This is a genomic window from Candidatus Pseudomonas auctus (assembly GCF_048654275.1).
In the GTDB taxonomy this organism is placed as follows: Bacteria; Pseudomonadota; Gammaproteobacteria; order Pseudomonadales; family Pseudomonadaceae; genus Aquipseudomonas; species Aquipseudomonas pharyngis.
Genome location: NZ_JBJYZK010000008.1, coordinates 210,872 through 225,126 on the forward strand (window position 1 = coordinate 210,872; position 14,255 = coordinate 225,126).

General features: G+C 59.4%; 13 protein-coding genes. 7 read left to right on the forward strand and 6 right to left on the reverse strand.

Annotated elements, in window-relative coordinates; translation table 11 throughout:
* Positions 1 to 4: 4 nt before the first annotated feature.
* Complete coding sequence (locus tag ACKUG4_RS17135; RefSeq protein ID WP_045121630.1) at positions 5 to 292, reverse strand: HigA family addiction module antitoxin; 288 nt, start codon at positions 290 to 292, stop codon at positions 5 to 7.
* Positions 293 to 411: 119 nt separating this feature from the next.
* Positions 412 to 1,650 (reverse strand): MFS transporter, encoded by a 1,239-nt coding sequence (locus tag ACKUG4_RS17140; protein WP_085648722.1) that lies wholly within the window; start codon positions 1,648 to 1,650, stop codon positions 412 to 414.
* Positions 1,651 to 2,050: 400 nt separating this feature from the next.
* Here ACKUG4_RS17140 and ACKUG4_RS17145 point away from each other — a divergent pair, with 400 nt between their 5' ends.
* The 3 genes from ACKUG4_RS17145 to ACKUG4_RS17155 are packed head-to-tail and all read left to right on the forward strand — an operon-like array spanning position 2,051 to position 4,723.
* On the forward strand, positions 2,051 to 3,487 hold the full coding sequence (locus tag ACKUG4_RS17145; RefSeq protein ID WP_445434467.1) for a cytochrome ubiquinol oxidase subunit I: 1,437 nt from the start codon (positions 2,051 to 2,053) through the stop codon (positions 3,485 to 3,487).
* A 3-nt stretch (positions 3,488 to 3,490) separates the two neighbouring features.
* Complete coding sequence (cydB, locus tag ACKUG4_RS17150; RefSeq protein ID WP_039771762.1) at positions 3,491 to 4,498, forward strand: cytochrome d ubiquinol oxidase subunit II; 1,008 nt, start codon at positions 3,491 to 3,493, stop codon at positions 4,496 to 4,498.
* Between the two features lie 57 nt (positions 4,499 to 4,555).
* Positions 4,556 to 4,723 carry a DUF2474 domain-containing protein gene (locus tag ACKUG4_RS17155; protein WP_007950992.1) on the forward strand — a complete coding sequence of 56 codons (168 nt, stop codon included), beginning with the start codon at positions 4,556 to 4,558 and terminating at the stop codon, positions 4,721 to 4,723.
* A 69-nt stretch (positions 4,724 to 4,792) separates the two neighbouring features.
* Here ACKUG4_RS17155 and ACKUG4_RS17160 read toward each other — a convergent pair whose 3' ends face one another.
* The gene (locus ACKUG4_RS17160; RefSeq protein WP_085648723.1) at positions 4,793 to 5,917 is read right to left on the reverse strand and encodes a methyltransferase; all 1,125 of its coding nucleotides are present in this window, start codon (positions 5,915 to 5,917) and stop codon (positions 4,793 to 4,795) included.
* Between the two features lie 151 nt (positions 5,918 to 6,068).
* On the reverse strand, positions 6,069 to 6,791 hold the full coding sequence (locus tag ACKUG4_RS17165; protein WP_064599567.1) for a LuxR C-terminal-related transcriptional regulator: 723 nt from the start codon (positions 6,789 to 6,791) through the stop codon (positions 6,069 to 6,071).
* Positions 6,792 to 7,097: 306 nt separating this feature from the next.
* On the opposite strand from ACKUG4_RS17165, the gene ACKUG4_RS17170 reads away from it, so the two are divergent.
* Positions 7,098 to 7,874, forward strand: coding sequence for a ferredoxin--NADP reductase (locus tag ACKUG4_RS17170; RefSeq protein ID WP_064599565.1), 777 nt, complete (start codon positions 7,098 to 7,100; stop codon positions 7,872 to 7,874).
* 32 nt (positions 7,875 to 7,906) lie between these two features.
* Here the strand turns inward: ACKUG4_RS17170 and mscL are convergent, their stop codons facing one another.
* Positions 7,907 to 8,320 carry a large-conductance mechanosensitive channel protein MscL gene (gene mscL / locus ACKUG4_RS17175; RefSeq protein ID WP_064599563.1) on the reverse strand — a complete coding sequence of 138 codons (414 nt, stop codon included), beginning with the start codon at positions 8,318 to 8,320 and terminating at the stop codon, positions 7,907 to 7,909.
* A gap of 285 nt (positions 8,321 to 8,605) precedes the next feature.
* On the opposite strand from mscL, the gene katB reads away from it, so the two are divergent.
* Together katB and radA are read left to right on the forward strand one after the other, a co-directional pair.
* A complete protein-coding gene (gene katB / locus ACKUG4_RS17180; RefSeq protein ID WP_445434468.1) occupies positions 8,606 to 10,147 on the forward strand; it encodes a catalase KatB in 1,542 nt (513 codons plus the stop codon).
* Positions 10,148 to 10,290: 143 nt separating this feature from the next.
* A complete protein-coding gene (radA, locus tag ACKUG4_RS17185) occupies positions 10,291 to 11,658 on the forward strand; it encodes a DNA repair protein RadA (protein ID WP_039771749.1) in 1,368 nt (455 codons plus the stop codon).
* Here radA and ACKUG4_RS17190 read toward each other — a convergent pair whose 3' ends face one another.
* Positions 11,659 to 12,027, reverse strand: a complete 369-nt coding sequence (locus ACKUG4_RS17190) for a PilZ domain-containing protein (RefSeq protein ID WP_064599557.1) — start codon at positions 12,025 to 12,027, stop codon at positions 11,659 to 11,661.
* Between the two features lie 159 nt (positions 12,028 to 12,186).
* On the opposite strand from ACKUG4_RS17190, the gene ACKUG4_RS17195 reads away from it, so the two are divergent.
* Positions 12,187 to 14,253, forward strand: coding sequence for a carbon starvation CstA family protein (locus ACKUG4_RS17195; protein ID WP_039771745.1), 2,067 nt, complete (start codon positions 12,187 to 12,189; stop codon positions 14,251 to 14,253).
* Positions 14,254 to 14,255: the final 2 nt, after the last annotated feature.

Genomic DNA, 14,255 nt, shown 5'->3' on the forward strand with positions numbered 1-14,255 from the left:
AAGGTCAGGCGTGAGCAGCGATTGGTTGAATGGCTGGCTGCTCACGGTGCTCGGCTTGCCAAAGGTCGTAATCGGTTTGAACGCCTAGCCACATGCGAGCCTTGCCAATCCCCGCGCGTTCCAGTCGTACGGCCAGATCCGGGCTGATCGGCGCATGTCCGTGCAAAACGCGAGATAGATGAGGACGAGCGAATCCCAGATGCCGAGCCAATTCGGTAACGCTGATGCCAAGTTCCGGCAATACGTCCATCAGCAGTGTTTCACCGGGGTGTGGCGGGTTGTGCATGGGCATAGGATTTGATCATGCGGCGAGTGTAAGGCGATACATTACACTCAATGCGGTATCTATGTACCGCATCTTTTCGAGCTATTTGTGCTTGGGGGATGGCCCCGCTGGTGGAGCCCGTGTAGCTAGGCCTTCACCTCTTCCACCGGCACATGCATCCGGTCGCGGTTGGCCAGGGTCGGGAACAGTTTGATCCAGGTTCCGGTCACCACCAGCGTGCCGATGCCGCCCATCACCACCGCCGGCACGGTGCCGAACCAGTGGGCGGTGAGGCCGGATTCGAATTCGCCCAGCTGGTTGGAGGCACCGATGAACAGGCCGTTCACCGCGCTGACCCGGCCGCGCATTTCGTCCGGGGTTTCCAGCTGCACGAACGAGGCACGGATCACCATGCTGATCATATCCGCCGCGCCGAGCACCACCAGCACTGCCAGGGAGAACCAGAACGAGGTCGACAGGCCGAAGGCGATGGTGGCGACACCGAATACGCCAACGGCAGTGAACATCACCCGGCCGACGTTTCGCTCAACGGCAAACCGCGCCAGGAACAGCGACATCATCAACGCCCCGACCGCCGGCGCCGAACGCAGCAGCCCGAGGCCCCACGGCCCGGTCAGCAGGATGTCCTTGGCAAACACCGGCAACAGCGCCGTGGCGCCACCCAGCAACACGGCGAAAAGATCCAGCGAAATCGCCCCGAGAATGTCCGGGCGGCTGCGGATAAAGCGAATCCCCGCCAGCAACGAGTCCAGCGTCGCCTTGCCTTTGTTCAGCGGGGTTTGCCGGGCCGGCAGGTTGAGCATCAGCGTGCAGGCGATGACATACAGAATGACCGTCGGGCCATAGACCCACACGCTGCCGAAGGCATAAAGAAGACCGCCGAGCGCCGGGGCGACGATGGTGGCCGATTGCTGCGCCGATTGCGCAGCGGCAACCGCTCGTGGAAACAGCGCGCTGGGCACGATGCTCGGCAGCAGCGCCTGGGTGGTCGGCATTTCGAAGGAGCGTGCGGCGCCCAGCAGGAACGCCAGGATAAAGATCATTTCCCGGGTGACATGGTCAGTGGCGCTGCCGATGGCCAGTGCCAGGGCGATCAGGGCCTGCAGCGACTGGCAGATCGCCGCGACCTTGCGCCGGTCGTAGCGATCGGCAACGTGGCCGGTGTGCAACATGAACAATACGCGTGGCGCGAATTCCACCAACCCGACCAGACCCAGGTCGAGCACATTGCCGGTCAGTTGATAGAGGTTCCAGCCGATCGCCACGGTGAGCATCTGAAAACCGCTGGCGGTGAAGATCCGGGCCAACCAGAACGCAACAAAGGGACGGTGGTGACGTAACAGCAAGGGCTCTTGGCTGGGCATTTGCGGGCCGGTCTTGATCGAGGGGAACCGCGAGATTATCACCAGTCTGTAACAGGAAGTTGCTATGACAGAAAATTTAGTTAGCCAGACATCGATTTTTCCCCGCCGTGGCGCGAACCCCGGCCTCGGATGTATTTCAGGGCGTTGCCAGGTCTGTGAGGCAACTTGTCACGCGGCAAAAGACCACGCGGTTCTCCGTCGGAAATGGGACTACTCTTTCAACGTTGATTGATCCAGATCAAGACCCATCGCGGAACTGATCCGGGACCCGTCGGCAGACTCCCTGCGTCGCGATGCCTGTAAAAAGAAGAACGAATTCGAGTTCGCCGCACTCCATACCCGTGGGGGCAGTGGTTCAAGGCCGCCAGTCCTGGAACCGTTATCTGATAGAGGAAAGCTTATGTTCGGTTTAGAGGCCCTGGATCTCGCCCGAATTCAGTTCGCGTTCACCATCTCGTTCCACATCCTGTTCCCGGCGATCACCATCGGTCTTGCGAGCTATCTCGCGGTGCTGGAAGGCCTGTGGCTGAAAACCGGCAATGACACTTACCGTGACCTCTACCATTTCTGGTCGAAGATCTTTGCCGTGAACTTCGGCATGGGCGTGGTCTCGGGGCTCGTCATGGCCTACCAGTTCGGCACCAACTGGAGCCGCTTCTCGGACTTCGCCGGTTCAGTCACCGGCCCGTTGCTGACGTATGAAGTGCTCACGGCGTTCTTCCTCGAAGCCGGTTTCCTCGGGGTGATGCTGTTCGGCTGGAACAAGGTCGGGCGCGGCCTGCACTTTTTCTCCACGGTGATGGTGGCCATCGGCACGCTGATTTCCACGTTCTGGATTCTCGCCTCCAACAGTTGGATGCAGACCCCGCAGGGCTTCGAGATCGTCAACGGTCAGGTCATTCCAACAGACTGGCTGGCAATCATCTTCAACCCGTCATTCCCCTATCGCCTGATGCACATGGCGACGGCGGCGTTCGTCGCGACGGCTTTCTTCGTCGGCTCGTCGGCAGCCTGGCACTTGCTGCGCGGCAAGGACAACCCGGCGATCCGCACCATGCTGTCGATGGCGATGTGGATGGCGCTGATCGTTGCGCCGATCCAGGCAGTCATCGGCGACTTCCATGGCCTCAATACCCTTGAACACCAACCGGCGAAGATCGCCGCGATCGAAGGTCACTGGGAAAACGTCGGCAACGAAGCGACGCCGCTGATCCTGTTCGGCTGGCCGGACATGAAGGAAGAGAAAACCAAGTACGCCGTCGAGATCCCGTACCTCGGCAGCCTGATCCTGACTCACTCGCTGGACAAGCAAGTCCCGGCGCTCAAGGAATTCCCGCCAGAAGACCGGCCGAATTCGACCATTGTGTTCTGGTCGTTCCGGATCATGGTCGGTCTCGGCTTCCTGATGATCTTCACCGGTCTGTGGAGTTTGTGGCTGCGCAAGCGTGACTCGCTCTACACCTCGCGGCCGTTCCTGTACCTGGCGCTGTGGATGGGGCCGTCCGGCCTGATCGCGATCCTGGCGGGCTGGTTCACCACTGAAATCGGTCGTCAGCCATGGGTGGTCTACGGGCTGATGCGCACGGCGGATGCGTCTTCCAACCACAGTTTCATGCAGATGAGCATCACGCTGATCATGTTCGTGGTGGTGTATTTCGCGCTGTTCGGTGCGGGGCTGGGCTACATGATGCGCCTGGTGCGCAAAGGGCCGAAGACCGACGAAGGCAAGGAAACCAACGAAGGTGGTCCTGGCCAGAAACGTACGCCGGCCCGTCCGTTGTCCGCTGCCGACGACGATGGCGCCGAACACGACCGCAGCCTGACCAAGGAGATTTGAATCATGGGTATTGATCTTCCGCTGATCTGGGCCGTGATCATCATCTTCGGGATCATGATGTACGTGGTCATGGACGGTTTCGACCTTGGGATCGGGATTCTCTTTCCGTTCATCCCCGGCAAGACCGACCGCGACGTGATGATGAACACCGTTGCCCCGGTGTGGGACGGCAATGAAACCTGGCTTGTACTGGGCGGCGCTGCGTTGTTCGGTGCGTTCCCGCTGGCTTATTCGGTGGTGTTGTCGGCGCTGTACCTGCCGCTGATCTTCATGCTGATCGGGCTGATTTTTCGCGGCGTGGCGTTCGAGTTCCGCTTCAAGGCCAAGGACGACAAGCGTCACCTGTGGGACAAGGCGTTCATCGGTGGTTCGGTGGCGGCGACGTTCTTCCAGGGCGTGGCGCTCGGTGCGTTCATCGACGGCTTGCCCGTGGTCAACCGGCAATATGCCGGCGGTTCACTGGACTGGCTGACGCCGTTCACGCTGTTCTGCGGCGCCGCGCTTGTTGTGGCGTATGCGCTGCTCGGTTGCACCTGGCTGATCATGAAGACCGAAGGCAAGCTTCAGGAGCAGATGCATGACCTGGCGCGCCCGCTGGCCTTCGTGTTGCTGGCGGTGATCGGCATCGTCAGCCTGTGGACGCCGCTCTCTCACCCGGAAATCGCCGAGCGCTGGTTCAGCCTGCCCAATCTGTTCTGGTTCCTGCCGGTGCCGATTCTGGTGTTGGTGACGCTGTACGCACTGATCCGTGCGGTGGCGCGAAACGCCAACTACATGCCGTTCCTGCTGACCCTGGTGCTGATCTTCCTCGGCTACAGCGGTCTGGGCATCAGCCTGTGGCCGAACATCGTGCCGCCGTCGATCTCGATCTGGGACGCCGCCGCGCCGCCGCAAAGCCAGGGCTTCATGCTGGTGGGCACGCTGTTCATCATCCCGTTCATCCTGGGTTACACCTTCTGGAGCTATTACGTGTTCCGCGGCAAGGTCACCCACGAAGACGGTTATCACTAATGGTGATCACGATGGCGCCGAGCGCGGCGCCATCTCCCGCAACCGGAGGATGCAAGCATGACCGGCAAACATTCCCTGCACGATATTGAAGAAGCCGAAAAAAAGCCGCTGTGGCAGCGGCTCGGCTGGTTGGCCATGATCTGGGTCGGCAGCGTCGGTGCTCTGTTCATCGTCGCCAGCCTGATGCGCATGTTCATGAACGCCGCAGGTCTGACCACGCACTGAGACTTCCCATTCCGCTGCCTTGCGGCACGGATTTTTGACCCTCCGACCGGAGGGTTTTTTTTGCCCGGATTATTTGCGCGCCTTGAGGATCACGAATTTCGGAGTCGCGGCGACTTGCTCGACACCCCGGAACAGTCGCGCCAGTTTGCTGTGATAACCCAGGTGACGGTTGCCGACGATGTACAGCGCGCCACCGACCACCAGCGCTTCGCGGGCCTGCTGGAACATGCGCCAGGCGAGGAAATCGCCGACCACCTGTTGCTGGTGGAACGGCGGGTTGCACAGGACTACGTCCAGCGATTGCGCTTCCTGACCGGCCAGACCGTCGCCGGCGCGTACGATCACGTCACGTTCACCGAACGCCGCGCGCCAGTTCTCGGCTGCCGATTGCACGGCCATGAACGATTCGTCCACCAGCGTGTAATGCGCTTCAGGATTTTGCAGGGCGCTGGCGATGGCCAGTACGCCGTTACCGCAGCCGAGGTCGGCGACTCGTGCCGAGCCGAGGTTTTTCGGCAGGTGCGCAAGGAAGGCACGGGTGCCGATGTCCAGCCCTTCGCGGCAGAACACGTTGGCGTGGTTGAGCAGTTCGATGGCCGGCTCGTCGAGGTGATAGCGGGTCGGGTAGGGCGAGACGGCCGGTGTCTTGGGCTCGGGCGTGGCGATCAGCAGTCGGGCCTTCTTCACTGCCAGCGAAGCCTGAACCGGCCCGATGTAGCGTTCCAGCAGATCACCGGCGGCACGCGGCAAATGCTTGACCATCGCCGCTGCCACTACCTGAGCGCCCGGTGCCAATTGGCCTTGCAGGCGAATCAGTTGTTCTTCCAGCAGCGCCAGAGTTTTCGGGACGCGAATCAGCACCCGGTCGAACGGCCCGACCAATGGCGCGCTGGCGGGAATACCGCGCACAGCATCGAACGCCTTGCTGTTGCGCAGCAGGTTTTTTTCCAGCCCCTGAAACGCCAGGAATGAATCACCGCTGGTGCTGACCTGCAGTTTGCCCGAGAGGCTGATGGCCAGGGCGCCGAAGCTGTCGTTAAGTACCAGAACCCGTGTCTCGATCGGCAGGTTCTGTTCGGCCAGATGATTGAGCAGGTATTCGTCGGCTGCGTCGAAGGCTTGCAGCGGTTCCTTCTGCTGTTCGGGCTGGCGGATCAGATCGAGCTGGGCAAAGGGCGTATCGAGCAAAGGCATGGGGCGGGGACTCTGGGTAATCGACGGGTGTCCCGCGGCCCAGGAGTAGTGCGGCGGAACCGTCCGAGTGGACAGCGGCGCAAAAGATCGCGTCATCACTCAGGAAGGTTGCAAATGGTACGTTTTTTTTATTGGCAATACTCGTCTGATTTCAGCAAGGGTGATTGGGAATGAACCCGGCCCTGGTGGCGGCGATGACGGCTGACATCTTGTTGCAGGCGTTGAACTTAACAATCAGGTTTTTGATGTGATAGTGCACGGTCCGTTCGGCCACATTCAAAATCTGACCGATTTCCCAGGCGGTCTTGCCCAAGGCGCACAGCCTCACGATTTCGAGCTCTCGGGTAGACAATCGTACGGGCGGTGATTTGGCCTGTGCTGGCGGGAGGGCGCGAACGATCATTTCACTCAAATGCTGCGTGATGAAGTGCATCACACCGTATTGTTCGTAGAGCTCCAATGCAGAGATTTCGCAGTAGGTTCGCGCCAGACTGATTGTGCAGCACAGGTCGTTCTCTTCGTCGAGATACGACTGTGACCAGCCATGTTCCATCCCGTGGTTCTGAAGTGCACTCCACATTTTCGGTGTCTTGGAAAATGCTTTCCTGGTCCAGAGAAACGGCAACATTGATTGATGGCAAAAAGCCGCAATCGGGTCGCTTTCACAGCACTGTTTTTCGTATTCGTCGTTCCACGCCTCTGTGAAGTTATTGATATAAAACGGTTTGAATGACTGGGAGTCAGGCCGCGAGATTGTAATGCCGCAGAATTGAAAACCGATGTTGTTGGCAAAATTTTTCAAGATCGGGAATGCGTTTTCAATATTCTTCGCGCGCGTAAGCTGTTCTATTTGATACTCCTTCCACCTTTCCATTTCGAGAGTTCTCCATCTCTTCCTATTTCGTGAGAATGCTGGATTGGATCCAAGGCGCCGACACGGATGGAAGTGTAGGAGGATTCCCACAAGTCTGTTGGATTGTTTTGCTCTTGAGCGATGCTTGTAATGGGAATATCAGATGACGATTTATATGCGGAGGATCATTTAAAGAATTGCATCGCTTGGATGTTATCTACTACTCCTTCTCAGGGTGATGGCACATTGAAATAGCATTACAAACCGTCGGTGTTCCAATGAGGATTAATGCGTAACAATTCATTCATTTGTTGATGGAGTGACCCAATGACCGCCAGCAGCGAAAAATTCAGCCGCCAGACATTGCTCGATGTACAGTCGCTGACCCCCAGTCTGTTCACCCTGCGTACCACACGGGATGCCGGTTTTCGCTTCCGAGCCGGACAATTCGCCCGGATTGGCGTGACCCGTGAGGATGGCAGCACGGTGTGGCGCGCCTACTCGATGGTGTCTTCGCCGTTCGACGAATTTCTCGAGTTCTTTTCCATTGTGGTGCCGGGGGGCGAGTTCACCAGCGAACTGAGCCGCCTGAAGGTGGGGGACAGCTTGCTGATCGAGCGCCAGGCCTTTGGCTATCTGACGCTGGATCGATTCATTGATGGTCGTGATCTCTGGCTGTTATCCACAGGCACGGGTGTGGCGCCCTTTCTGTCGATCCTGCAGGACTTCGAGGTCTGGGAGAAGTTTGAGCGAATCATCCTGGTCTACAGCGTGCGAGAGTCTCGGGAGCTGGCTTATCAACAGCTGATCGCGGAACTGACACAGCGCGACTACCTCGCGGAATACGCCCACAAGTTCCAGTTTATTCCGGTGGTCACGCGTGAGCCGTATGCCGGCGCCCTCAACGGACGCATCACTACGCTGATCGAAAATGGCGAACTGGAAAAGATGGCCGGTGTGGAGCTGACGCCGGCGCATTCCCGGGTGATGCTCTGCGGCAATCCGCAGATGATCGATGACACCCGGGCCTTGCTCAAGCAACGCGGTATGGCCTTGAGCCTGACCCGGCGACCGGGGCAGGTGGCAGTGGAAAACTACTGGTAAGGAAACGGCGCCCTAAGGCGCCGTTTCAGTCTTCAAGGCTGGTTGTTCCGGGCCTTGAGCAGATCGCGAATCTCGCCCAGCAGTTCTTCTTCCTTGGTCGGCACCGGTGGCAAGGAAGGAGCCACGGCTTCTTCACGCTTCAGGCGATTGATGGCTTTGACACCCATGAAAATCGCAAAGGCGACGATCACGAAGTCCAGAACACTCTGAATGAACTTGCCATACGCCAGCATCACGGCGGGGGCATCGCCCTGGGCAGCCTTGAGGGTGATCGCCAGGTCACTGAAATCAACCCCACCGATCAGCAGGCCGATTGGCGGCATGATCACGTCGCCGACAAATGACGAAACAATCTTGCCGAAGGCCGCGCCGATGATGATACCGACGGCCATGTCGACCACATTGCCTTTGACCGCGAAGGCCTTGAACTCGCTGAGCACGCCCATAGTTATTTCCTTGTTACAGATGAGTTTGGTGTACGCAGTGTAAATCAGCATAACGCGTCCTGCGCGAAACACCTTCTTACAAAGCCCGCTTTGATCGACACACCATTTCGCAATTAGTTTGCAAAGTGCCACTAATCGCGCGCGAAATACGCTGCAACGTGCTGATCTTCAAGAAAAAATGCTCAATCGTCGCGTTACGAACTTTCTATTTATGTTTGGCAAGCTGAGCTTCTAGCCTCTGGCAGGCGCACCTGGATGCGCCTCAAAATAACAGAGGAGTCTGAAATGAATTCCATGCATGGCCTGAGGGCCTTTTCCCTTCGTCATACCTTCGGTTTATTGACTGCCGGCCTACTGACCCTTTCCGCGAGTGCGGCGCCGTTGACCCGGGATAACGGTGCGGCGGTCGGCGACAACCAGAACTCACAAACTGCCGGCGCAACCGGCCCGGTATTGTTGCAGGACGTGCAACTGATCCAGAAGCTGCAACGCTTCGACCGCGAACGCATTCCCGAACGCGTCGTGCATGCCCGGGGTACCGGTGCTCATGGCACGTTCACCGCGACCAACGACCTGAGTGATCTGAGCAAGGCCAGGGTGTTCGCTGTCGGCCAGGTCACGCCGGTGTTCGTGCGTTTCTCGGCGGTGGTGCATGGCAACCATTCACCGGAAACCCTGCGGGACCCACGGGGTTTCGCCACCAAGTTCTACACCGCTGACGGCAACTGGGATCTGGTGGGCAACAACTTCCCGACGTTTTTCATCCGCGATGCGATCAAGTTCCCGGACATGGTGCACGCCTTCAAGCCTGATCCGCGTACCAACCTTGACGATGATTCACGCCGCTTCGACTTCTTCTCCCATGTACCGGAAGCCACCCGCACATTGACCGAGTTGTATTCCAACTCGGGAACTCCGGCCAGTTATCGGGAGATGGACGGTAACAGTGTGCACGCTTACAAGTTGGTCAATGCCAAGGGCGATGTGCACTATGTGAAGTTCCATTGGAGAAGTTTGCAGGGCATCAAGAATCTCGATCCGCAACAAGTTGCGCAAGTTCAGGGCCGTGATTACAGTCACATGACTCACGATTTAGTAACAAATATTAACAGCGGCAACTTTCCTAAGTGGGACTTGTACATCCAGGTCTTGAATCCGCAAGATTTGTCCAAGTTTGATTTCGATCCTCTTGATGCAACCAAGATCTGGCCAGGTATTCCAGAGCGAAAAGTTGGACAAATGGTCTTGAACCGCAATCCTTCTAATGTCTTCCAGGAAACCGAACAAGTGGCCATGGCGCCATCGAATGTGGTGCCGGGCATCGAGCCCTCGGAAGACCGTTTACTTCAGGGTCGGATATTTGCCTATGCCGATACGCAAATGTATCGCCTCGGCGCCAATGCCCTGCAATTGCCGATCAATGCTGCCAAAACTGCAGTCAACAATGGCAATCAGGATGGCGCGATGAATGCCGGTGCGAGCACCTCGGGCGTCAACTATCAGCCAAGCCGTCTGCAACCACGTGAAGAGACGCCAGGTGCGCGCTACAGCCAGACCGCGCTGCAGGGCAGCACGCAACAGGCGAAGATCCAGCGTGAGCAGAACTTCAAGCAGGCTGGCGATCTGTATCGCTCGTTCAGCAAGAAGGAACGTCAGGACCTGATCGAGAGCTTCGGCGGTTCGCTGGCGGGTACCGACGACGAGAGCAAGCACATCATGCTGTCCTTCCTTTATAAGGCGGATCCGGAATACGGCGCCGGTGTGACCAAAGTGGCCAAGGGTGACCTGGAGCGGGTCAAGGCCCTGGCCGCCAAACTGGTCGACTGACAGCGACCCTTTCAAGCCCCGGCAATTGTCGGGGATTGACCGACAGCAGCGCCGCGCGTCTGGCCAGCGGAGAAATCCATCCCGCTGCGCCGCGCTGATCGACGATGGCTGCGTTATCATCGCGGTTTTTGTCGGGGGTTCAGATGGCCAAGGCCAAGCGCATGTACGGCTGCACCGAGTGCGGCGCAACCTTTCCCAAGTGGGCCGGGCAGTGCGGCGAATGCGGCGCCTGGAACACCCTGACCGAAACCATGGTCGAGAGCGGCGGTGCCGCCGCCCCGAGCGGGCGCACCGGCTGGGCCGGGCAGCAAGCGCAGATCAAGACCCTGGCCGAAGTCAGCATCGAAGAGATTCCACGTTTTTCCACAGCCTCCGGCGAGCTCGACCGCGTGCTCGGCGGTGGTCTGGTGGACGGTTCGGTGGTGCTGATCGGCGGCGACCCGGGCATTGGCAAGTCGACGATTCTGCTGCAGACCCTGTGCAACCTCGCCAAGACCATGCCGGCGCTGTACGTCACTGGCGAAGAGTCTCAGCAACAGGTCGCCATGCGTGCACGTCGTTTGGGTCTGCCGCAGGATCAACTGCGGGTCATGACTGAAACCTGTATCGAAACCATCATCGCCACCGCCCGCCAGGAAAAACCCAAGGTGATGGTGATCGACTCGATCCAGACGATTTTCACCGAACAATTGCAATCGGCGCCGGGCGGGGTGTCCCAGGTGCGCGAGAGTGCGGCGTTGCTGGTGCGGTACGCCAAGCAAAGCGGCACGGCGATTTTCCTGGTCGGCCACGTGACCAAGGAAGGCGCGCTCGCTGGGCCGCGGGTTCTGGAGCACATGGTCGATACCGTGCTGTATTTCGAAGGTGAGTCCGACGGTCGGTTGCGTTTGCTGCGAGCGGTGAAAAACCGTTTCGGCGCGGTGAACGAGCTCGGCGTGTTCGGCATGACTGACAAGGGCCTGAAAGAAGTCTCCAACCCTTCGGCGATTTTTCTCACCCGTGCTCAGGAAGAAGTTCCGGGCAGTGTGGTGATGGCGACGTGGGAAGGCACTCGGCCGATGCTGGTGGAAGTACAGGCGCTGGTGGATGACAGTCATCTGGCCAACCCGCGTCGGGTCACGCTGGGTCTGGACCAGAATCGTCTGGCGATGCTGTTGGCGGTGTTGCACCGGCATGGCGGCATTCCGACTCACGATCAGGACGTGTTCCTCAACGTGGTCGGCGGGGTGAAGGTGCTGGAAACCGCGTCTGACCTGGCGTTGATGGCCGCCGTCATGTCGAGCCTGCGCAACCGTCCTTTGCCCCATGACTTGCTGGTGTTCGGCGAAGTCGGCCTGTCCGGCGAAGTGCGCCCGGTGCCGAGCGGTCAGGAGCGGTTGAAGGAAGCTGCCAAGCACGGTTTCAAGCGCGCGATTGTGCCCAAGGGCAACGCGCCGAAGGAAGCGCCGCCAGGCTTGCAGATCATTGCGGTGACGCGCCTGGAGCAGGCGCTGGACTCGTTGTTCGAGTGATCAGACGTCGATCAGCGCCCCGAGCTCGCGCTCCAGTTCGGTTTCGTCCGCCAGATTGAGTTCGATCAGGCGGCGCAGGCGCTGAATCGACTCCAGGCTGATATGCCGGCACACGAAACCGAGCTGGCCGTGATCTTCATGCGCCAGTTGCACATCCATCTCGATGTGTACGTCCTCGCTCAAATGAATGTCGACGAAAAAATCCTGCTCGGGATTGCCCAGCCAGGGCTCGGGCCGCTCGATCAACAGCCCCTTGAGCGACAGATCGATCAGCTTCACCGGCCAGATGTACTCGCCCTGGCTCAATTCGGTTCGGGCATCGAAAGCGATACGTTTGAAGCGGCGACGCTCGGACGGGTGCTCGCTCATGGCGCAATCCTCAGGAAGGTCAGCTGACTATAGACCCGACCTGCGGGGTGTTGCCAACGAATGGACTGTCTAGACCAATGTCGGGGTATGGCCTTTGCCGCCAACAGCGCTAAACTCGGGGTGGCTGTCTTTCTTGTCCACCCTGGCTGGAATAATAAAATGAAAAATAATAATAGCCTGCTACGCCACTTACCCTGGCTGCTGCTGGCAATCGTAGGAGCGTGCGCCCTGGGCGTAGTGGCATTGCGCCGAGGCGAGGCGATCAACGCCTTGTGGATTGTGGTCGCCGCCGTGGCCATTTATCTGGTTGCGTACCGTTACTACAGTCTGTTCATCGCTAACAATGTGATGCAACTCGATCCGCGTCGGGCCACCCCCGCCGTGCTCAACAACGACGGTCTGGACTACGTTCCAACCAACAAACACATTCTTTTCGGTCACCACTTCGCAGCCATCGCCGGCGCGGGGCCGCTGGTCGGCCCGGTACTGGCGGCGCAGATGGGCTATCTGCCCGGCACGCTGTGGCTGATCGCCGGCGTGGTGCTGGCGGGCGCGGTGCAGGACTTCATGGTTCTGTTCATGTCGACCCGTCGCAACGGCCGGTCCCTGGGCGACATGGTGCGTGAAGAAATGGGCCGCATCCCCGGCACCATCGCCCTGTTCGGCTGCTTCCTGATCATGATCATCATCCTCGCGGTGCTGGCGCTGATCGTGGTGAAAGCCCTGGCTGAAAGCCCGTGGGGCATCTTCACCGTGATGGCGACCATCCCGATCGCGATGTTCATGGGCATCTACATGCGCTACATCCGTCCGGGCCGTATCGGCGAGATCTCGGTCATCGGCGTGTTGCTGCTGCTGGGTTCGATCTGGCTCGGTGGGCAGATTGCCGCCGATCCGGTCTGGGCCAAAGCCTTCAGCTTCACCGGTGTGCAAATTACCTGGATGTTGATCGGTTATGGCTTTGTCGCCGCCGTGCTCCCGGTGTGGTTGATCCTTGCACCGCGTGACTACCTCTCCACCTTCCTCAAGATCGGTACCATCGTCGCTCTGGCGATCGGCATCCTGGTGACCATGCCCGAGCTGAAAATGCCGGCGCTGACCCAGTTCGTCGACGGCACCGGTCCGGTGTGGAAGGGCGGTCTGTTCCCGTTCCTGTTCATCACCATCGCCTGCGGTGCGGTATCGGGCTTCCACGCGCTGATCTCTTCCGGGACCACGCCGAAGCTGCTGGATAACGAAACCAACGCCCGCTACATCGGTTACGGCGGCATGCTGATGGAATCGTTCGTGGCCATCATGGCCATGGTCGCTGCCTCGGTAATTGAGCCGGGCGTGTACTTCGCCATGAACAGCCCGGCTGCCGTGGTCGGCGGTGATGTGGTGGCTGTGGCAACCGCAGTCAGCAACTGGGGCTTTGCAATTACCCCGGAAGCCTTGCAAGCCGTGGCGCATGACATCGGCGAAACCACCATCCTGGCCCGTGCCGGTGGTGCGCCGACCCTGGCGGTCGGTATTGCGCAGATCCTGCACAGTGTCCTGCCGGGTGAAAACACCATGGCGTTCTGGTACCACTTCGCGATCCTGTTCGAAGCGCTGTTCATCCTGACCGCTGTGGACGCCGGCACCCGTGCCGGGCGCTTCATGCTGCAGGACCTGCTCGGCTCCTTCGTACCGGCACTGAAACGTACCGAATCCTGGACCGCCAACCTGATCGCCACCGCCGGTTGTGTGGCGATGTGGGGCTGGTTGCTGTATCAGGGCGTGATCGATCCGCTGGGTGGTATCAACACCCTGTGGCCGCTGTTCGGTATCTCCAACCAGATGCTCGCCGGTATCGCGCTGATGCTCGGCACCGTGGTCCTGATCAAGATGAAGCGCCAGCGCTACATCTGGGTCACCCTGTTGCCGGCCACCTGGCTGCTGATCTGCACCACGACTGCTGGCTTCATCAAGCTGTTCGACGCCAACCCGGCGATCGGCTTCCTGTCGCTGGCCAAGAAATACAACGACGCACTGGCCGCGGGTCAGGTGCTCGCTCCGGCCAAGAACGTCGAGCAGATGCAGCACGTGATCTTCAACGCCTACACCAACGCCACATTGACCGCGCTGTTCCTGTTCGTGGTATTCAGCATCCTGTTCTATGCGCTCAAGGTCGGCATCGCCGCCTGGGGCAAAAAAGAGCGTACGGACAAAGAATCGCCATTCCAGGCCCTGCCGGACGCGTAACC